We start from the raw sequence: 19,242 nt of genomic DNA on the forward strand, positions 1-19,242 counted from the left end.
ATCTCGAATGTTGTTCTGTGTTGGCTTAGGGGCGTTGCGGAGGTGCCGTGGCGCTCACTGACGCATTCGCGCTGGGCAACGACCGGGCCGCTGCATGGGCATGCTCGTGGCGGGTGTGCTGGCTTTCATGGGTGGCGCCCTCCGGTTGTCCAGTCGGGTTTCGCGGTGTTCAGGCCTGCTTGGCGTTCTGCGCCTGCAGGCGGAATTTTTCCTTGCGCTCGATCTGCACCACCTGGCCGTTGTGCACGGTGATTTCCACCGAACCGAAACGCAGGTTCTGCAGGGCTACTTGGATTTCGCGCAGGATGCCGGCTTCGTCCTGGCCTTCGACGCTTCTGAGAGTTGCGCTCATGACTCTGCTCCTTGGATGGGGCCCGGGGTTGGGCGTGGAGCGGATAGTAGGGGTGAGATATATATTCTTAAAAAGAATGTTTAATCATTTATTTATTCCTTGATGATCTATTTGGCTTCGATATACCGCAGAATCCGCTCCGGGTTCCCGCTTCCTGACTGCGGAGTCGAAATTTCTGCCACTCGTCACAACGCCCGGCTGCCACCCTCGCCAGCGGGTCGGCAGGGCGCATAGTCTTCAGTACATGAACGTGACAAGGCGACGTCCGATGGACGACAACGAGCAGGCTCCCAGCGAGCTGGAAACCCTGACCCTGGCGCTGTTGCACAGCCGGGGCGAGGTCGAGCGCCTGCGTGAGCGCGAGCTGCTGGTGAGCAGTCTGCTGGCCGGCCTCAACGCCGTGCTGTGGGCCTTCGACTGGGAGCAGCAGAAGGTGGTCTACGTCAGCCCGGCGTATGAGCAGATCTTCGGCCGCAGCGCCGCGCTGCTGCTGGCCGACTACAACGAGTGGATCAACAGCATCTATCCGGACGACATGGAGTACGCCGCGCAGAGCCTGGCGTCGGTGCTGGAAGTAGGCTCGGTGGAGCAGCGTGAGTACCGCATCATCCGTGGCGACGGCGAGGTGCGCTGGCTCAGCGACAAGTGCTTCATCAGCCCGCCCAACTTGTTCGGCGGGCAGACCCTGATCGTCGGCATCGCCGAGGACATCACCGAGAAGAAGGTGCTGCAGAGCGAGCTGCATCGCCTGGCCACCAGCGATGTGCTGACCGGCGCGAGCAACCGCCGGCATTTCTTCGAGCAGGCCGGCACGCTGTTCGACGAGGCGGTCGCCAACGGCCGGCCGCTGTCGTTCCTGCTGCTGGATATCGACGACTTCAAGAAGATCAACGACGGTCACGGCCACCAGATGGGTGACCGTGTGCTGCAGCGCGTGGCCCACTGCGGCGCCTACGTGGTGCGGCGTGACGACCTGTTCGGGCGCATCGGCGGCGAGGAGTTTGCCATCGTCTTCCCCGGCTGCGACAGCGAGCAGGCGCGCCAGGTGGCTGAGCGTCTGCAGCGCGAGGTGCAGCGCCTGCAGTTCCACAACGATGGCCAGGGCTTCGGCGTGACCATCAGCCAAGGGATTACCAGCCTGCGCGAAGGTGACGAACTGGAAGACCTGTACGCCCGCGCCGACGCCGCCATGTACCAGGCCAAGCGCCAGGGCAAGGACTGTATCGTCCTCGGCTGAGCCGCGCCTAAGGGTGCAACCAGAAGGCGAACTCGGCGAACTGCTCGTCGCGCCACCAGCCGCTCCTGCCGTTGCCATAGCGGAAGTTGCTCGCCCCTGCCTGGCTCTGCAGTGGAGCGGTAATTCGCCCAGCGCTGTCGCGACGGGCATGCAGCTCGCCCGACTCTGGCACCACCACGACGATATGTCCGGATTTGCCGTCGACCTTGCGCCGCGCCACGATCAGGCCGATGGCGCCCTGGTTGGCTTCCAGCTGCAGTTCATCCAGGTCGGCGGCGCGACGCCAGGCGAAGCCCTCGCCGAAATCGCGCAGCCAGCGGAACAGGTCGTTGGCCCGCTGCTCCTCGATGGTCTGCCCGTAGTGCGCCGCTACCGTCTCGCCATGGCCCATGCGCAGCAGCGCGCCGGCGCTCCACCAGACCCGCGGCAGATAGGCACCGGCCAGGTGGCAGTAATCGTGGGCGTACAGATTGCAGTAGGTTCGGCCGTTACCTGGCTGGTAGCGCAGGTGAATGGGCTCATCCACCGCCAGCCAGGCGATGATCGTCGCCAGTTCGGCGCGGCGTTGCTCTGCACTCTCGCCCTGGCGGCCGGGCTGGTTCTTCTCGTTCAGCGAGTGGGCGTTGGCCGCCTCGCTGCGCTTGGTCAGGCCGCCGGCCTTGCGCGGCATATGCGCCTCGGGCAGGCCCTGCGGCGCGCTCGCCGGTGGCGCCAGCACGCTGCCGTCGGGCGCCGGTTTGAGATAGCGCGCCGCTACGAAGCCCTGCAACAGGGCGCCGTTGAGCTGGGTCTGGATCTCCAGGAAACCGTTCTCCTGGCGCCTGCCCACGGCCTGCACCAGCTGGCCATCCGGCAGCGAGCCGCGTAGGTTGCTTGCCGGCCTAGCGGGTATCTCCGGGCTGGCGCGCAGGTTCAGCATGCCGCTGCTGACCTGTACCTCGAACAGCTTGCCGGCCGCACTGGGCTCGGCCACCCGCGGCAGCGGCGCCTGGCCTGGTGTCGCTGGTGTGCTCGGACCATCCGGATCGACCGTATGGCACAGGCGGATGAAGTCGAACAGCGCCTCGCCGTAGTAGCGCGTGCCGTCGAAATAGCCCTGCCGGAGGCCCTTAGACGGGGTGAAGCTGCCGCGGTTGTAGGCGATGCCCAGGGCCGCCATCTCGAAGTCGCTGAGGCTGCTTTTACCCTCCCAGCCGAGGCGGCGCAGCTTGGTGCGCAGCTCGCCGACCGCCTTGTCCAGGGCCGCGTCGAAGTCGGCGTAGCGGCGTTGCAGGAAGTAGTCCGGCTCCTGCAGGAAGAACTGCAGGTCGTACTGGAAGATGCCGAAGCCGTGGCAGAACTTGTTCGGATTGGCGGCCGCCTTGCGGTAGTCGGGTATGTGCTCGGCCATCTCCACCAGGGCCTGGCGCGCCAGGTCGAACATGGCCTGGCCGTTGGGCTTGCTCAGCAGCTCGGCCTTGGTCTGCGGGAAGGCGCGGCGCCCGGCGCTGGCGTCCAGCGTGTCGCCGACGCATAGCTGCAGCACCCGCGCCACCGGCATCTGCTTGCGCAGGCGGTTCCACAGGTAGCCGGTCTCCTGGCAGGCGATGGCGGTGAGCAAGTCGAGGGTGAAGGGCGTGCCGCGCAGCATTGGCTCGATGCGCGGGCGGAACTCTTGCTTGAACCAGGCGATGGCCGCGGCATCGGGCATGGCGGCGCCTCCTCCGTGAGTGGAAACGGTCCTACGTTGGAGTGAGCGAGCAAGACCGGAGGGCGCCACTGGAACGACATCGGGACGATGCGAACAGACTCAAGCAAAGCCGAGCATGCTGGCCGTCGCCAGGCCGTTCGGCAGACGAGTATTGGTATAAATGGAATAAGTAAATGAATTCTTATTCCTTAACTTGTAGTTCATCCCTGCCTAGACTGGCCTCCGGAACGTATCGAGGAGGCCCGTCATGGCCAGCCAGACCATCAGTTACCTGATCCTGCCAGGATGGCAGGGTTCGCCGGACGACCATTGGCAGAGTCACTGGCAGCGCAACCTGCCGCACGCCAGCCGAGTCGAACAGGCGGACTGGGACAACCCCGACCCGCACAGCTGGGTCGCCGCCATGGAACAGCAGGTGGCCGCCGCCCGCGGCCCGCTGATCCTGGTGGCGCACAGCCTCGGCTGCGTCACCGTGGCCCGCTGGGCCGCCCAGGCGCCGCTGGCATCCCTGCGCAAGGTGCGCGGCGCCTTGCTGGTGGCGCCGGCCGATGTCGAGCGTGCCGGCTGTCCCGAGGCGCTGCGCGGCTTTGCCCCGATCTCCCGCGAGCTGCTGCCGTTCCCCAGCTTGCTGGTCGGCTCGGACAACGACCACGCCGCCAGCGCACCGCGCGCCCTCGAACTGGCCCGCGCCTGGGGCGCCCAGGCCGCCATCCTGCCGGGAGTCGGGCACATCAACGTGAAGTCCGGCCACCAGCGCTGGGAGCAGGGCTTCGCCTACCTGTACCGCCTGCAACGTCAGATCGAGCAGCAGGAACGCCTGCGCGCATGAACACCGGTTGCCGTGCGCCACGAATGTGCCCGTCGCGGCGCCACGTCCAGCCCATTCCCATCTGAGCCGCCAGTCGGCGGCTCGCCGTGACAAGAGATTTCGCAATGAGCCGCCCAGACTTCCCCCAGCAAGCCCTGCTGACCTTTGCCGACACCGAGAAGAGCCCGCTGAGCATCCGCGCCAAGGCGCTGGTGTTCGTCGACCCGCGCTCGCGCCAGCTGCGCGAGCAGGCCAATAGCCTGGCCACCGCCGAGCTGCCGGTGCTGATCCTCGGTGAAACCGGCACCGGCAAGGAGCTGCTGGCCCGCCACGTGCACCGCGAGAGCGAGCGCGGCGGCCTGTTCGTCGCCGTCAACTGCGGCGCCATCAGCCCGCAGTGGGGCGAGGCCGAGCTTTTCGGCCATGCCGCCGGCGCCTATTCCGGGGCCGCCAGCAGCCGCGCCGGCTGGTTCGGTTCGGCCAATGGCGGCACCCTCTACCTGGACGAGATCGGCGACCTGCCGCTGGCGCTGCAGGGCAAGCTGCTCAGCGCCCTGGAGACCCGCGAGGTGCAGCGCGTCGGCGGGCAGCAGGCGACGCCGGTGGACGCGCGCCTGGTGGCCGCCACCAGCATCGACCTGGCCCAGGCGGTGGCCGCTGGCAAGTTCAACGAGCGGCTGTTTCTCTACCTCAACGAGGGGCGCCTGGAGCTGCCGGCGCTACGTGAGCGGCCGGGCGACATCCTGCCGCTGGCCGAGTACTTCCTCGGCATCTACGCCCAGCGCCTGGGCCTGGATATCCCGCAGATCGGCGCGGCCGCCCAGGCGGCGCTGGAGGGCCACCCCTGGCATGGCAATACCCGTGAGCTGGAGAACGTCATCCACTTCGCCCTGCTGGTGAGCAGCGGGGCTGAGATCCTGCCGCAGCACCTCAACCTGCCGGCGGGCTCACTGCTGCAGGCCATCGAACGCCAGCTGGTGCTGCTCAGTGACGAGGAGCGCGAGCTGCTGCGCCAGCGCCTGGCGAGCTAGTCGCCGAGCTGCTCCAGCCACTGCGCTTCCAGCTCGGCGACCTTGACCACCGAGGGGCGCGCGGCGATGCGCTCGACGTAGGCCTGGATCACCGGCAGCTCCGGCACCACGCCGAAGCCGACCGTCCATTTCAGCGCCGTACCCCAGAGGATGTCGGCACTGCTCAGGCGTTCGCCGAGCAGGTATGGCCCCTGCTCCAGCTGCTGCACCAGGGTGTCGAGCATGGTGTCGAAGTCGCCATAGGGGCTCATCGACTGCGGCGGCACATGCTGTTGGGCGCGGTCGGCGATGGCCGGCTCGAAGCTCGAACCGTAGAACACCAGCCAGCGCAGCCAGGCGCCGCGCTGCGGGTCGCCCAACGGCGGGGTGAGGCCGGCTTCCGGGTACAGGTCGCTGAGGTAGATGAACACCGCGCCCTGCTCGGTGATCAGGGTGTTGCCGTGCAGAATGGCCGGCACCTTGCCCATCGGGTTGATCGCCAGGTACTCCGCCTGGCGCGTCTGCCCTTGCTTGATGCTGAGGAGGCGCGGGCGGTAATCGGCGTGCAGCTCCTGGAGCAGGATGGCGGTGCCGGTGGAGCGGCTGCGCGGCGAGTGAAAGAAGGTGATGCGGCGGTCCTGTTGCATGACAGCCTCCGGTCTGGTCGGGTAATGAACCCTAGTCCAGGCGAGGGGTGCTGTCAGGCGGGAATAAAAAACGGGAGCCGCCCTGCCTGGTAACGGCTCCCGCGAAAACAGCGATCAGGAGTACAGCGACGGCGTCGGCGCTACGCCGCTGGTCAGCCACTGGCCGATGTCGCGCACCTTGTAGTCCAGCGGGTCGTGCAGGCTGTGCACCCGCACGTTGCGCCAGAAGCGGTCGAAGCCGTAGCGCGAGGCGGTGGCGCGGGCGCCCATGGCCTCGAACACCTGGCTGGTGATCTCCAGTGCCGCACGGGCCGAAGCGACCCGTGCCTCGGCGATCAGTAGTGCCACCTCGCCGCGCTCGGCGGCGCCCAGGGCCGGTTTGTCCCAGGCCCGCTGCAGACGCTCGGCTGCCTGCTCGGCCAGCAGCAGGGCGCCGCGATAGAGCAACCAGAATTCGCCGTAGCGTTTCTGGATGAACGGGTCTTCGCGTGCCTCATCGACCCCGGCGCCGGGCCAGGGGCGCGCCTGCTCGCGGGTGTAACGCAGGGCGCCGTCCAGCGCGCCCTGAGCGTTGCCCAGGTAGAGCTGGGTGAGGATCAGTTGCGACACGCAGACCCGCAGGCTGCTACGCGGGCTCTGGCCGCCGGACACCAGCAGCTCGTCGCGGTCGACGAAGACGCTCTCGAACTGCACCGTGCCGCTGTCAGTCTGGCGCTGGCCGAAGGCATCCCAGTCATCGTTGATCGCCAGGCCTTCGCGCTGCGCCGGCAGCACCAGGAACACCCGCTCCGTGGTGCTGCTGCCGCGCGGCGCGCTGACCACCAGGGCATCGGAGCCGAGGGCGCCGGAGCAGAACGACTTGCGCCCGTTCAGCTCGAAGTGCTCCTCACGCTGCGCCAGGCTCAGGCCGAGGTCGCGGCCATTGGTGGCGTTGCCCCAGAACCAGCGCTCGCGCACCGCGCGGGTCAGCCAGTGGCGCTGCTGCTCGGCGCTGCCATGCAGGAGGATGGTCGCCACCTGCAGGTGGTTGAAGGCGAACAAGTGGGCCAGCGAGCTGTCTGCCGCGGCCAGGTGGCGGACGATGCGGTAGATCTCCGGCCAAGAGCGTTCCTGGCCATCGAAGCGCTGCGGAATGGCCAGGCTCAGCAGGCCGCTGTCGCGGATCAGCTCGCGCTCGGTGCGCGCATGGCCGCCGCGGCGGTCACGCTCCACGGCGCTTTCCGCCAGCTTGCGCGCCAGGCGTTCGACCCGCGCGGTGAGGTTGCCGAAGTCGGCGGGGAACAGCCGCGCATCCAGCAGTGGTTCGGCCTGTGGATGCAGGTGGCGGGCTTCACTGGCCATCGCGTGGCTCCGGTTGCCATATGGCCACCTGGCTGGCGTCCACGCGCTTGGGCAGCAGGCCCTCGGCGAAGAAGGCGTCGGCGATCTTCTGCTGCTCGGCCAGGCTGCCCGGCTGCACGGCGCGCACCTGATAACTGCGGCGGCCGTTGGCCTGCTGGACGATGGCCGAGTCGAGGTTGCCCCACAGCGGACGGAGGATCTTCGCCGCGTCGGCCGGGTTGGCGCGCAGCCATTCGCCGGCCTTGACCAGCTCGCCATACACGGTCCGCAGCACCTGCGGGTGCTCGGCGGCGAAGCGGTTGCTGGTCAGGTAGTAACGCTGGTAGCTGGCCAGGCCCTGGCTGTCCGTCAGGGTGCGGGTCGGCAGCTGGCGCTGGGCGGCGCTGAGGAAGGGTTCCCAGATCACCCAGGCGTCGACCTTGCCGTTCTCGAAGGCAGCGCGGCCGTCGGCCGGGGTCAGGTAGGCCGGCTGGATGTCGCTGAATTTCAGATTGGCCTTGGCCAGCGCGGCGATCAGCAGATAGTGGGCGCCGGCAGCTTTGGTCACCGCCACCTTCTTGCCCTTGAGGTCGGCCAGGGCCTGCAGCGGCGAGCCATCGCGCACCAGGATGGCCTGGGCTGCCGGCGAGGGCGCTTCCTGGGCGAAGTAGGCGAGCTTGGCGCCGGCAGCCTGGGCGAATACCGGTACGGTGTCGGCGACATCGGCGGACAGGTCGATATTGCCGACGTTGAGTGCCTCGAGCAGTGGCTGGCCGCTGGCGAACTCGTGCCAGCTGACCTTGATGTCCTGACCGGCCAGGGCTTTTTCCAGGGTGCCCTGGCTCTTCAGCAGGCTGATCAGGGTGGAGGATTTCTGGTAGCCGATGCGCAGGGCGGTTTCGGCGTGGGCGGGCAGGGCGGCGAACAGCCCGAGGCTCAGGCCGAGGCCGAGCAGGGTCCGGCGGGAGAGCAGATGACGGGACATGACAGGCCTCTTGTCAGGGCGCGTCCCGACGGTACGAGGCGGCGGAACACGGAAACTTCAAAAGAAACAGGGCGAAGTCCGGTGATCCGGTAGGGCAAAGCTAGTCGATCTAAAAAACAGCCTGCAAATACTTTTCAGGAATTAGCTTATGGGTTTGTCGGATGACGATTTATATTCTTTTTAGTTACATAAAAGTGAAAAACAGTTCTTTTTGGAGATTATGAAAATCCCCTAGATTGGCCGCCAAGCCGCCAGCGGACCACCGCACCGAGCCCGACATTCTAAGGGGCTCCTTCTGCCAACCCGAGCCCCAGACAACTAGAACAGCATCTGGAGCATCGAGCATGAACAAGTCGTCCCTGGCCCTGGCCGTCGCCCTCGGCGTGATCGCGCAGCAGGCTTCCGCCGCCGGCTTCATCGAGGACAGCAAGGCCACCATCGGCCTGCGCAATTTCTACATCAATCAGGACACCCGTAATCAGGACGCCAACACCCAGGAAGAGTGGGGGCAGGGCTTCCAGTTCAATTACATCTCCGGCTACACCGAGGGTACCGTCGGCTTCGGCGTCGACGCTCTAGGCCTGCTGGGCGTCAAGCTGGATTCCGGCAAGGGCCGTCACTACAACCCCGACTCGAGCAAGTACAGCGGCACCGTGTTCCCCACTGACGAGAATGGCCGTGCGGAAGACGAATTCAGCAGCCTTGGCCTGACTGGCAAAGTGCGCATTTCCAAGACCGAAGCCCGTATCGGCACCCTGCAACCGAAGTTGCCGGTAGTGACCTTCAACGACGGTCGTCTGCTGCCGCAGACCTTCGAGGGGGGGCAGGTCACCTCCGCAGAGATCGATAACCTGACCCTGATCGGCGGCCAGCTGGAGCACGCCAAGGGCCGCAGTTCCAGCAGCAGCGAGAGCCTGTCCATCGGTGGGGCGAACAACGCGCAAACCGGCCAGTTCAGCAACAAGTTCTATTACGGCGGCGCCGACTACAAGATCGGCAAGGATCTGTTGCTGCAGTACTACTACGGCAACCTGGAAGATTTCTACAAACAGCACTTCCTCGGCCTGACCCATAACTGGGCCATCGGTCCGGGCGCTCTGAAAACCGACCTGCGCTATTTCAACAGCAGCTCCGACGGCAAGAACGGCAGTGCAGCCGGGCGCGCCGATGGCTACGTCAGCAGCGGCTACTGGGATGCCGGCGACACCGACAAGGGCGAGGTCGACAACAATACCTGGAGCGCTCTGTTCACCTACAGCCTGGGCGGCCATGCGCTCAGCGCCGGCTACCAGCAGGTCGGCAGTGACAGCAACTTCCCGTTCCTCAACCAGGGTGACGGCGCCACCGCCTACCTGATCACCGATCGCCAGATCGGCAAGTTCCTCTCCGCCGGCGAACGCACCTGGCTGGCCGAGTACGCCTACGACTTCACCAAGGTCGGCGTACCGGGTCTGAAGGCCACCGTCACCTATCTGTCCGGCGACAACATCGATGCCGCCGACGGTGAGCGCAAGGAATGGGAACGCGACTTCCGCCTCGACTACGTGCTGCAGGACGGCGCCCTGAAGGGCCTCGGCTTCTCCTGGCGTAACGCCACCCTGCGCGGCAACACCAGCGCCGCGGACCAGGACGAGAACCGCCTGATCGTCAGCTACAGCCTGCCGATCCTCTGACCGGCAATGAGCGGGGTTGCAACCCCGCCTTCTCCTGACCCGGCCGCCAACGGCTGGGAAGGCCTCACCCCGAGTCCAAGGAGATTCCCCATGCAAAGCTTCAAGCCCCGTCATCTGCTCGCCGCCCTGCTGGCCGCCGCCCTGCCGGTCACCACGCACGCCGCCGAGCCCAAGGAAGTCCGCCTGGACTACGCCTACTACGCCCCCACCAGCCTGGTGCTGAAGGACCAGGGCATTCTGGAGAAACGCCTGGCCGCCGATGGCATCGCGGTCAGATGGGTGTTCAGCCAGGGCAGCAACCGCTCCCTCGAATACCTCAACGGCGGCAGCATCGACTTCGCCTCCACCGCCGGCCTGGCCGCCGTGCTCAGCCGCGCCAACGGCAGCCCGGTGAAGACCGTGTACATCGCCAGCCGCCCGGAGTGGACGGCCCTGGCCGTGCCCAAGGATTCGCCGATCAAGACCCTGGCCGACCTCAAGGGCAAGAAGGTCGCCGCCACCAAGGGCACCGATCCCTATTTGTTCCTGCTGCGCAGCCTGCACAGCGCCGGCCTGAGCAAGGGCGACGTGGAGATCGTCCACCTGCAGCACCCGGACGGCCGCGTGGCCCTGGAGCGCGGCGATGTGGATGCCTGGTCCGGCCTCGATCCGCACCTGGCCGCCAGCCAGCTGCAGGCCGGTTCGCGCCTGCTCTATCGCAACGTCGAGTTCAACAGCTACGGCGTGCTCAACGTCAGCGACAGCTTCCTCAAGGAGCAGCCCCAGCTGATCGGCAAGGTCATCGCCGCCTATGAAGAGGCGCGTCAGTGGACCCTGGCCCACCCACAGGCAACCGCCGCGCTGCTGGCGCGGGAGGCCAAGCTGCCGCTGGAAGTGGCTGAGCTGCAGCTGTCGCGTACCGACTTCAGCAACTCGCAGCCGGGTGCCGAACACGTGACTGCGCTCAAGGTCGCCGCGCCGATCCTGCTCGACGAGCAACTGGTCCGTCCTGGCACCGACGTGGCCGCGGTGGTCGACCAGCTGATCAGCCCGCAGGTAGCGGCTGCCATCATCGGCCAGCCGCTGGCCAAGACGGAGTAGTGAGCCATGCCCGCGAGTAGCCTGCTCGGCGCGCGCGTCAGGACCGACGCCGCGCTGATCGTCCGGCGCCCATGGCTGGGCCACTGGCGCGGACTGCTGCTGCCGCTGGCCGTGCTGGTGCTGCTGGAAGCGCTGGTGCGCGTGGGCTGGATACCGGCACACCAGCTGCCGGCGCCCAGCCAGATCGGCCAGACCCTCTGGTGGCTGGCCGCCGGTGGCGAGCTGTGGCGGCATATCGGCGTGAGCCTGGCGCGGGTTGCCGCCGGTTTCGCCATCGGCGCGGCTCTGGCCGTGCTGATCGGTGCCTGGGTGGGCCTCAGCCGGCGCGCCGAGAGCTATCTGGAGCCGACCTTTCAAGCCCTGCGGGCGATTCCCAGCCTGGCCTGGGTGCCGCTGCTGTTGCTGTGGCTGGGCATCGACGAGACGCCGAAGATCGTGCTGATCGCCCTCGGCGCGTTCTTCCCGGTGTACCTGGCGCTGCTCGCCGGCATTCGCAATGTCGACCGCAAGTTGGTCGAAGTCGGCCGCCTGCATCGCCTTTCCGGCGTCGCCTTGACCCGGCGCATTCTCCTGCCGGCGGCGTTGCCGAGCCTGTTCACCGGTCTGCGCGGGGCACTCAGCCTGAGCTGGATGTTCCTTGTTGCGGCCGAACTGATCGCCGCCACCCAGGGCCTCGGCTACCTGCTTAGCGATGGTCGCGAGACTTCGCGTCCCGACCTGGTGATCGCCGCCATCCTGCTGCTGGCCGTGCTCGGCAAGCTCAGCGACGGCCTGCTCAAACGGCTGGAAACCCGTGCGCTGCACTGGCGCGACAGCTTTGTCGGTGGGGAGGGCTGAGATGAGCGCACTGTTGGAACTACGTGGCATCCGCAAGGCCTTCGCCGGCCAGCGCGTGCTGGACAATATCGACCTGAGCCTGGCACCGGGCGAAATCGTCAGCCTGCTCGGCCCCAGCGGTTGCGGCAAGAGCACCCTGCTGCGCATCGCCGCTGGTCTGGATGAAGACTTCAGCGGTGGTCTGGCGCGCAACCCGTTGCTGGATTTCGGTGGTGGCAGCGGTATCGGCGTGGTGTTCCAGGAGCCGCGCCTGCTGCCCTGGCTGAACGTGGCGCAGAACGTCGGCTTTGCCGATGGCCGTGGTGCCGATGCGCAGTGGATCGAGCAATTGCTGGAGGATGTCGGCCTGGCCGGCCAGGGCGGCAAACTGCCCAAGCAACTCTCCGGCGGCATGGCCCAGCGCGTGGCCATCGCCCGCGGTCTGTACCAGCGCCCGCAAGTGCTGCTGCTGGACGAGCCGTTCAGCGCGGTGGACGCCTTCACCCGCATGAAACTGCAGGACCTGGTGGTGAGCCTGGCCGAGCGCTATGGCATCGCCCTGCTGCTAGTCACCCATGACCTGGACGAGGCGTTCTACCTCAGCGATCGGGTGCTGATCCTCGGCGGCAGCCCCAGCCGCATCCAGCGCGAACTCGCCGTGCCGCTACCCCACCCGCGTGATCGCCGCGCGGTGGAGCTGGCCTACCTGCGCGGTGAGGCGCTGACCGAGCTGACGCTGTAAACGAACCTCAAGGTGGAAGCTATTTCCGGGCCCGCGTGGCCCGGTTTTTTTATCAGCTACGCTGCAGCGAAGAGGCCGCCAGGCCCAGTCCGAGGGCGACCAGTACACCACCGATGGCTCGCTCGATCAGATGGCGGCTGCGGGCGACGAAGCCGCGTGCCGCCTCCGAGGACAAGCCATAGGCCACCAGGGCGAACCAGAACAGGTGGGCGGCGGACATGAACAGCCCGTAGCCGAGCTGGGTCAGGGTGGCGGTGTCCGGGCTGATCACCTGGGTGAAGAGGGCGACCACGAACAGCGTGGTCTTGGGGTTCAGTGCATTGGTCAGGAAGCCGATGCGCAGGGCCTGCCAGTCGCTCAGTTGCGGCGCGGTGACCACCTGCTGCGGGTCCGCCTTGCGGCTGCGCAGCATGCCGATGCCGAGCCAGATCAGGTAGGCGGCGCCGGCGAACTTGACCAGGTTGAACAGCAGGATCGACTGGGAGATCAGCAGGCCGATGCCAAGCATCGAGTAGGTCACGTGGACCAGCACGCCGAGGCTGATGCCCAGCGCCGTGAGCAGGCCGGCGCGGCGCGAGAGGAACATGCTGTTGCGGCTGACCATGGCGAAGTCAGCGCCGGGGCTGATCACGGCAAGCAGGGTGATGGTGACGACCGAGACGAGTTCGAGCATGGCGCAGTCCGCTTTCCTGATAGGGCGTTCAAGATGGGGGCAGGCGCGCCGGCCTGCAAGCCCGAGTCAGCTCTTGGCCAGCTGGCGCAGATATTCCGCGCTCTCTTCATCGGCCGGGAAGAAGGTCTCCAGGGCCAGTTCGGCCAGGGTCACGTCGTTGGGCGTGCCGAATACCGTGGTGGTGCTGATCATGCTCAGCACTCCGTGCTCGGTGCGGAACTGCAGCGGCATCAGCACGCTGTCCGGCATCGGCTCGGCCTTTTCGGCGGGGGCCGGGTAGCTCAGCAGTTCTTCCTGCAGGGCCATCAGCTGCGGGTCACCGCTGATGTCGATGTCGTGCTGCAGGCGCATCAGCAGGTAGGCGCGCCAGTGGGCCAGATTGAGGATGCGTGGGGCCAGGCCGTCCGGGTGCAGCGACAGGCGCAGCACATTGAGCGGCGGGCCGAGCAGCTCGGCCGGCACGCCAGCGAGGAAGGGCGCCACCGAGCCGTTGGCCGCCAGCAGGTTCCACTGACGGTCGATGGTCAGCGCCGGGTAGGGTTCGTGGGCCTTGAGCAGCTGCTCGATGGCGGCGCGGGCGGCGGCCAGGGCCGGGTCGTTCAGGCCATGCTGGCTGTACAGCGGGGCGTAGCCGGCGGCGCTGAGCAGGCGATTGCGCTCGCGCAGGGGAATCTCCAGCTGCTCGGCCAGGTGCAGCAGCATTTCGCGGCTGGGCAGGGCGCGGCCGGTCTCGATGAAGCTCAGGTGGCGGGTGGAGATGTCCGCTTCGCAGGCGAGGTCGAGCTGGCTCAGGCGGCGGCGCTGGCGCCACTGGCGCAACAGGGCGCCGACGGGGTGATTGGCTGTGTTCATGGTGCCGACGATAGCCCAGGGGCGTCATCGCGGCCATTACCTGGCAGGTAATCGACTGCCATCCCACGCAGGGAGAACTCTATGGCCAGGCGCCAATCCGGCGCTGCCAACTGGAGGTTTTGCCATGACTACCCTGAACGCTTCTCCGCTGCTGCGCCGCGCCCTGCTCGCCGATGGCCTGATGGGGATCGCCAGCGGTTCGCTGCTGATCCTGCTCAACAGCTGGTACGCCAATCTGCTGGCCCTGCCCGGTGATCTGTTGCTGGCCGCAGGGCTGACCCTGCTGCCACTCGGCCTGTTCCTCATGTGGCTGGGTAGCCAGGAGACGGTCAGTCGCCGCCTGGTGTGGGTGGTGCTGGCGATCAACGCGATGTGGGCCATCGACAGCCTGGTGCTGTTGTTCTCCGGCTGGATCTCGCCCAACCTGCTCGGCCAGATCTTCGTCATCGGCCAGGCCGCACTGGTGCTGCTGTTCCTGGAACTGGAACTGATCGGCCTGAAACGCTCGGAGCCGGTGCTGGCCTGAGGGCCAATGGAAAAGCCCGGCGCAGGCCGGGCTTTGTTTGCACGTGTGGCTTACTGAGCGGTGTAGATCTGGTCGAACACGCCGCCGTCCTTGAAGTGGGTGGCCTGCAGTTGCGGCCAGTCGCCGAAGGTCTTGGTCACGCTGAAGAAGCTGACCTTGGGGAAACGATCGGCGAATTCGGCGAGGATCTGCGGATCACGCGGGCGCAGGTAGTTGTTGGCGGCGATGCGCTGGGCTTCCGGTGACCACAGGTACTTCAGGTAGGCCTCGGCCTCGGCGCGGGTGCCTTTCTTGTCGACCACCTTGTCGACCACCGTGACCGGTGGCTCGGCTTCGGCGGAGACGCTGGGGTAGACCACCTCGAAGCTGCCGCGGCCGAATTCGCGGGCGATCATCTCGGCCTCGTTCTCGAAGGTCACCAGCACGTCGCCGATCTGGTTCTGGATGAAGGTGGTGGTGGCGGCGCGGCCGCCAGTGTCCAGCACCGGTGCCTGCTTGAACAGCTTGCCGACGAAAGCCTTGGCCTTGGTCTCGTCACCGCCGTTCTGCAGCACGTAGCCCCAGGCGGAGAGGTAGGTGTAACGGCCGTTGCCCGAGGTCTTGGGGTTCGGCACCACGACCTGCACACCATCCTTGAGCAGATCCGGCCAGTCCTTTAGCGCCTTGGGGTTGCCCTTGCGCACGATGAACACGGTGGCCGAGGTGAAGGGCGCGCTGTGGTTCGGCAGGCGCTCGGCCCAGTCCTTGGGCACTAGGCCGCCGTTGTCCGCCAGGGCGTTGATATCGGTGGCCATGTTCATGGTGATCACGTCGGCCTGCAGGCCGTCGATCACGGCGCGGGCCTGTTTGCTCGAACCGCCGTGGGACATCTGGATCTGCAGCGGCTTGCCGCCCTCGGCCTGCCAGTGCTTTTGGAAGGCGGCGTTGTAGTCCTTGTAGAAGTCGCGCATCACGTCGTAAGAGACGTTGAGCAGGCTCGCCGCCTGGGCGGAGGTGGCAAGAGCGAAGCCGGCGGCCAACAGCGAGAGGGGCAATAGGCGTTTCATCTGACGTCCTTGGAATGTAGATAGCGCCGCCGACTATAGGAAGAGATTTTTATTCTTTGAAAGAATAATTGATTAGATGCTTATGCCTTTGTGTTGCTGTCCTTTATAGCTCTATATGGAATAAATAAATCGTTATTTATTCTTTTTATTCCATTTCGTTCCTGAGCATAGTGGCTCCACGCAACGAACAGCCAAGGAGCAGCACCATGAGCATTCGCCTGGGCGACATCGCCCCCGACTTCGAGCAGGACTCCAGCGAGGGTCGCATCCGTTTCCACGACTGGCTGGGCGACAGCTGGGGCGTGCTGTTTTCCCATCCCGCCGACTTCACCCCGGTGTGCACCACCGAGCTGGGCTTCACCGCCAAGCTGAAGGATGAGTTCGCCCAGCGCGGCGTGAAGGCCATCGCCCTGTCGGTGGACCCGGTGGACTCGCACATCAAGTGGATCGACGACATCAACGAGACCCAGAGCACCAGGGTCAACTTCCCGATCCTGGCCGACGCCGACCGCAAGGTTTCCGGCCTGTACGACCTGATTCACCCGAACGCCAGCGACACCCTCACCGTGCGTTCGCTGTTCATCATCGACCCGAGCAAGAAGGTACGCCTGATCATCACCTACCCGGCCAGCACCGGACGCAACTTCCACGAGATCCTGCGGGTCATCGACTCGCTGCAGCTCACCGACCACCACAAGGTCGCCACCCCGGCCAACTGGCAGGACGGCGATGAAGTGGTGATCGTGCCGTCGCTGAAGGACGAGGAGGAAATCGCCCGCCGCTTCCCGAAAGGCTATCGCGCGGTGAAGCCCTACCTGCGTCTGACGCCGCAGCCGAACCGCTAAGGAGTCATCATGCTGGTAGTTTCCCTGGGTGGCAGCCCGAGCGCGAAATCGCGCTCCAACGGCCTGCTCGAATATGCCCGGCGGCGTCTGGAGCTGCGCGGTGTGGAGGTGATCTCCTATCAGGTACGTGACTTCCACGCCGAAGACCTGCTGCACGCCAACTTCGCCAGCCTGCAGGTACGCCAGTTCATCGAGCAGGTATCGCGTGCCGATGGCCTGCTGGTGGCGACGCCGGTGTACAAGGCCTCCTTTTCCGGGGCGCTGAAGACCCTGCTCGATCTGCTGCCCGAACGCGCCCTGCAGCACAAGGTGGCGTTGCCCATCGCCAGCGGTGGTACTCCGGCACACATGCTGGCGGTGGACTATGCGCTGAAGCCGGTACTGGCCGCACTCAAGGCTCAGGAGGTGCTGCAGGGCGTGTTCGCCGACGACAGCCAGATCCAGTACCTGGAGGAGTGCGTCCGGCTGGTGCCCGATCTGGAACAGCGCCTGAACGAATCACTGGACCAGCTGCTCGCCGCCCTGGCGCGCCGCCCCAAGCCGATCGACCCGCAACTGTTGAACGACCGGCTGGTGAATGCCCGCTGGAGTATCTGAACCAACTCGCTATATCCCGCCTTACTCGCCCGCCAACGGGCCAGCAGGTAGCCAACCAAGAAACCACAGCAAAGGAGAGCGCCATGCGCACCATTACTTTGCGTCGGAGTCTGGTCGCCCTGTTTGCCGCGGCCATCTCGTTCGGCGCCATCACTCAAGCTCAAGCCGAGACCTTGCGTATCGGTTATCAGAAATACGGCACCCTGGTGCTGCTCAAGGCCAAGGGTTCGCTGGAGAAGCGCCTGGCCGAGCAGGGCATCGAGGTGCAGTGGACCGAATTCCCCGGCGGCCCGCAGCTGCTGGAAGGGCTGAACGTCGGCTCGATCGACTTCGGCACCACCGGTGAGGCACCGCCGATCTTCGCCCAGGCCGCCGGTGCCGACCTGCTGTATGTGGCGCATGAGCCGCCAGCGCCGACCAGCGAAGCGATCCTGGTGCCCAAGGACTCGTCGCTCAAATCCGTGAGCGAGCTGAAGGGCAAGAAGATCGCCCTGAACAAGGGCTCCAACGTGCACTACCTGCTGGTGCGGGCCCTGGAAGACGCCGGCCTGAAGTACAGCGACATCCAGCCCGTGTACCTGCCACCGGCCGATGCCCGCGCCGCCTTCGAGCGCGGCAGCGTCGACGCCTGGGTGATCTGGGACCCCTTCCAGGCCGCCGCCGAACATCAGCTGCAGGCCCGCACCCTGCGCGACGGCAAGGACCTGGTCGCCAACCACCAGTTCTACCTGGCCGCCAAGCCTTACGCCGAGAAGCACCCGGAAGTGGTCAGCGTACTGGTCGAGGAAATTCGCTCGGTCGGTGGCTGGATCCGCGAGAACAGCGACGAGGCGACCCAGCAGGTAGCACCGCTGCTCGGCCTGGCACCGGAGATCACCCGCACGGCGGTCGAGCGCCAGGCCTATGGCGCCCAGTTCATCGGCGCGGACGTGATCGCGGCGCAGCAGAAGATCGCCGACACCTTCAGCGACCTCAAGCTGATTCCCAAGCGCCTGACCATCAAGGACGTGATCTGGAATCCGCCGGCTTCGGCCAAGGTGGCCCAGCAGTAACCAGAAGCCTTCCAGCCCTTCTCCTAGCTGCGCGCGGGAGAAGGGGTGGGAGCGCCGAACGATTCGAGTAGCCCGGAGCAATCCGGGAAATCCAGTCCCGGATTGCTCCGGGTTACGCCTGACCAAGGAGACCACTCCATGAGCCTCAATATCTTCTGGTTCCTGCCCACCCACGGTGACGGCAAGTACCTCGGCACCAGCGAAGGCGCACGCGCCGTCGACCACGGCTACCTGCAGCAGATCGCCCAGGCCGCCGACCGTCTCGGTTTCGGCGGCGTGCTGATCCCCACCGGGCGTTCCTGCGAGGACTCCTGGCTGGTGGCCGCCTCGCTGATCCCGGTGACGCAGAACCTGAAGTTCCTGGTCGCCCTGCGCCCCGGGATCATCTCGCCCACCGTGGCTGCGCGCCAGGCGGCGACGCTGGATCGGCTGTCGGGCGGCCGCGCGCTGTTCAACCTGGTCACCGGTGGCGATCCGGACGAGCTGGCCGGCGACGGCCTGCATCTGTCGCACGAGGAGCGCTACGAGGCCTCCGTCGAATTCACCCGCATCTGGCGCCGCGTGCTGGAGGGCGAGACCGTCGACTACGACGGCAAGCATCTGCAGGTGAAGGGCGCGAAGCTGCTCTACCCGCCGATCCAGCAACCACGTCCGCCACTGTACTTCGGCGGCTCCTCCGAGGCTGCCCAGGACCTGGCCGCCGAGCAGGTCGAGCTGTACCTGACCTGGGGCGAACCGCCAGCCGCGGTGGCCGAGAAGATCGCCGCCGTGCGCGAAAAAGCCGCTGCCCAGGGCCGCGAAGTGCGCTTCGGCATCCGCCTGCACGTGATCGTGCGCGAGACCAACGAGGAAGCCTGGGCCGCCGCCGATCGCCTGATCAGCCACCTGGACCAGGACACCATCGACCGCGCCCAGGCGTCCCTGGCGCGCTTCGACTCGGTCGGCCAGCAGCGCATGGCCGCCCTGCACGGCGGCAAGAAGGACAAGCTGGAAGTGTCACCCAACCTCTGGGCCGGCGTCGGCCTGGTGCGTGGCGGCGCCGGTACCGCGCTGGTCGGCGATGGCCCGACCGTGGCCGCGCGGGTCAAGGAATACGCCGCGCTGGGCATCGACACCTTCATCTTCTCCGGCTATCCGCACCTGGAAGAGTCGTACCGGGTCGCCGAGCTGCTGTTCCCGCACATCGACGTGGCCCAGCCGGAGCGCCCGGAGTCGCGTGGCTACGTCAGCCCATTCGGCGAAATGATCTCCAGCGACATCCTGCCCAAGGCCGCTTCGGCCAGTTGAGCCG

At 66.4% G+C, this 19,242-nt stretch carries 20 protein-coding genes; 12 read left to right on the forward strand and 8 right to left on the reverse strand.

The features are described from left to right. Positions 1 to 169: 169 nt before the first annotated feature. Positions 170 to 352: a sulfur starvation response protein OscA gene (gene oscA, locus IB232_RS12750; protein WP_137973777.1), complete on the reverse strand. Its 183-nt coding sequence runs from the start codon at positions 350 to 352 to the stop codon at positions 170 to 172. 268 nt (positions 353 to 620) lie between these two features. On the opposite strand from oscA, the gene IB232_RS12755 reads away from it, so the two are divergent. Further along, positions 621 to 1,589 carry a GGDEF domain-containing protein gene (locus IB232_RS12755; protein WP_192399004.1) on the forward strand — a complete coding sequence of 323 codons (969 nt, stop codon included), beginning with the start codon at positions 621 to 623 and terminating at the stop codon, positions 1,587 to 1,589. A 7-nt stretch (positions 1,590 to 1,596) separates the two neighbouring features. Here the strand turns inward: IB232_RS12755 and IB232_RS12760 are convergent, their stop codons facing one another. Beyond that, a complete protein-coding gene (locus tag IB232_RS12760) occupies positions 1,597 to 3,279 on the reverse strand; it encodes a hypothetical protein (protein WP_192399005.1) in 1,683 nt (560 codons plus the stop codon). A 247-nt stretch (positions 3,280 to 3,526) separates the two neighbouring features. Here IB232_RS12760 and IB232_RS12765 point away from each other — a divergent pair, with 247 nt between their 5' ends. Both IB232_RS12765 and IB232_RS12770 read left to right on the forward strand, forming a co-directional pair. Then, complete coding sequence (locus IB232_RS12765; RefSeq protein WP_192399006.1) at positions 3,527 to 4,108, forward strand: RBBP9/YdeN family alpha/beta hydrolase; 582 nt, start codon at positions 3,527 to 3,529, stop codon at positions 4,106 to 4,108. A gap of 104 nt (positions 4,109 to 4,212) precedes the next feature. Further along, complete coding sequence (locus IB232_RS12770) at positions 4,213 to 5,118, forward strand: sigma 54-interacting transcriptional regulator (RefSeq protein ID WP_192399007.1); 906 nt, start codon at positions 4,213 to 4,215, stop codon at positions 5,116 to 5,118. Here the strand turns inward: IB232_RS12770 and IB232_RS12775 are convergent. The 3 genes from IB232_RS12775 to IB232_RS12785 form a co-directional block, all read right to left on the reverse strand. Then, entirely contained in the window at positions 5,115 to 5,744 is a 630-nt protein-coding gene (locus IB232_RS12775; RefSeq protein WP_192399008.1) for a glutathione S-transferase family protein, read from the reverse strand. The genes IB232_RS12770 and IB232_RS12775 overlap by 4 nt on opposite strands. Before the next feature lie 114 nt (positions 5,745 to 5,858). Continuing rightward, complete coding sequence (locus IB232_RS12780) at positions 5,859 to 7,085, reverse strand: acyl-CoA dehydrogenase family protein (RefSeq protein WP_192399009.1); 1,227 nt, start codon at positions 7,083 to 7,085, stop codon at positions 5,859 to 5,861. Further along, complete coding sequence (locus IB232_RS12785; RefSeq protein WP_192399010.1) at positions 7,075 to 8,049, reverse strand: aliphatic sulfonate ABC transporter substrate-binding protein; 975 nt, start codon at positions 8,047 to 8,049, stop codon at positions 7,075 to 7,077. Before IB232_RS12785 ends, IB232_RS12780 begins: the two co-directional genes overlap by 11 nt. Positions 8,050 to 8,393: 344 nt before the next feature. Here IB232_RS12785 and IB232_RS12790 point away from each other — a divergent pair, with 344 nt between their 5' ends. The 4 genes from IB232_RS12790 (at position 8,394) to IB232_RS12805 (ending at position 12,360) form a co-directional block, all read left to right on the forward strand. Then, positions 8,394 to 9,722, forward strand: coding sequence for an OprD family porin (locus IB232_RS12790; RefSeq protein ID WP_192399011.1), 1,329 nt, complete (start codon positions 8,394 to 8,396; stop codon positions 9,720 to 9,722). 90 nt (positions 9,723 to 9,812) lie between these two features. Then, positions 9,813 to 10,802 carry an aliphatic sulfonate ABC transporter substrate-binding protein gene (locus IB232_RS12795; RefSeq protein WP_192399012.1) on the forward strand — a complete coding sequence of 330 codons (990 nt, stop codon included), beginning with the start codon at positions 9,813 to 9,815 and terminating at the stop codon, positions 10,800 to 10,802. 6 nt (positions 10,803 to 10,808) lie between these two features. Continuing rightward, positions 10,809 to 11,639, forward strand: coding sequence for an ABC transporter permease (locus IB232_RS12800; RefSeq protein ID WP_192399013.1), 831 nt, complete (start codon positions 10,809 to 10,811; stop codon positions 11,637 to 11,639). A 1-nt stretch (position 11,640) separates the two neighbouring features. Next, entirely contained in the window at positions 11,641 to 12,360 is a 720-nt protein-coding gene (locus tag IB232_RS12805; protein WP_192399014.1) for an ABC transporter ATP-binding protein, read from the forward strand. A 52-nt stretch (positions 12,361 to 12,412) separates the two neighbouring features. On the opposite strand, the gene IB232_RS12810 is transcribed toward IB232_RS12805, so the two are convergent. Together IB232_RS12810 and IB232_RS12815 are read right to left on the reverse strand one after the other, a co-directional pair. Beyond that, positions 12,413 to 13,033, reverse strand: a complete 621-nt coding sequence (locus tag IB232_RS12810) for a LysE family transporter (protein WP_192399015.1) — start codon at positions 13,031 to 13,033, stop codon at positions 12,413 to 12,415. 66 nt (positions 13,034 to 13,099) lie between these two features. Next, positions 13,100 to 13,885 (reverse strand): helix-turn-helix domain-containing protein, encoded by a 786-nt coding sequence (locus IB232_RS12815; RefSeq protein WP_192399016.1) that lies wholly within the window; start codon positions 13,883 to 13,885, stop codon positions 13,100 to 13,102. Between the two features lie 124 nt (positions 13,886 to 14,009). Between IB232_RS12815 and IB232_RS12820 the strand changes: the two genes are divergently transcribed. Next, on the forward strand, positions 14,010 to 14,411 hold the full coding sequence (locus tag IB232_RS12820) for a hypothetical protein (RefSeq protein WP_192399017.1): 402 nt from the start codon (positions 14,010 to 14,012) through the stop codon (positions 14,409 to 14,411). Positions 14,412 to 14,461: 50 nt separating this feature from the next. On the opposite strand, the gene IB232_RS12825 is transcribed toward IB232_RS12820, so the two are convergent. Beyond that, entirely contained in the window at positions 14,462 to 15,457 is a 996-nt protein-coding gene (locus tag IB232_RS12825; protein WP_192399018.1) for a sulfate ABC transporter substrate-binding protein, read from the reverse strand. Between the two features lie 206 nt (positions 15,458 to 15,663). Between IB232_RS12825 and IB232_RS12830 the strand changes: the two genes are divergently transcribed. From IB232_RS12830 to ssuD, 4 genes are all read left to right on the forward strand, one after another. Further along, positions 15,664 to 16,302 (forward strand): peroxiredoxin, encoded by a 639-nt coding sequence (locus IB232_RS12830; protein ID WP_192399019.1) that lies wholly within the window; start codon positions 15,664 to 15,666, stop codon positions 16,300 to 16,302. A 9-nt stretch (positions 16,303 to 16,311) separates the two neighbouring features. After that, the gene (gene ssuE, locus IB232_RS12835; protein ID WP_192399020.1) at positions 16,312 to 16,899 is read left to right on the forward strand and encodes an NADPH-dependent FMN reductase; all 588 of its coding nucleotides are present in this window, start codon (positions 16,312 to 16,314) and stop codon (positions 16,897 to 16,899) included. Between the two features lie 83 nt (positions 16,900 to 16,982). Next, positions 16,983 to 17,951, forward strand: a complete 969-nt coding sequence (locus tag IB232_RS12840) for a sulfonate ABC transporter substrate-binding protein (protein ID WP_192399021.1) — start codon at positions 16,983 to 16,985, stop codon at positions 17,949 to 17,951. A 138-nt stretch (positions 17,952 to 18,089) separates the two neighbouring features. Further along, positions 18,090 to 19,238 (forward strand): FMNH2-dependent alkanesulfonate monooxygenase, encoded by a 1,149-nt coding sequence (ssuD, locus tag IB232_RS12845; protein WP_192399022.1) that lies wholly within the window; start codon positions 18,090 to 18,092, stop codon positions 19,236 to 19,238. The last annotated feature ends 4 nt before the right edge of the window (positions 19,239 to 19,242 follow it).

Source organism: Pseudomonas sp. PDM15, assembly GCF_014851565.1.
GTDB lineage: Bacteria > Pseudomonadota > Gammaproteobacteria > Pseudomonadales > Pseudomonadaceae > Aquipseudomonas.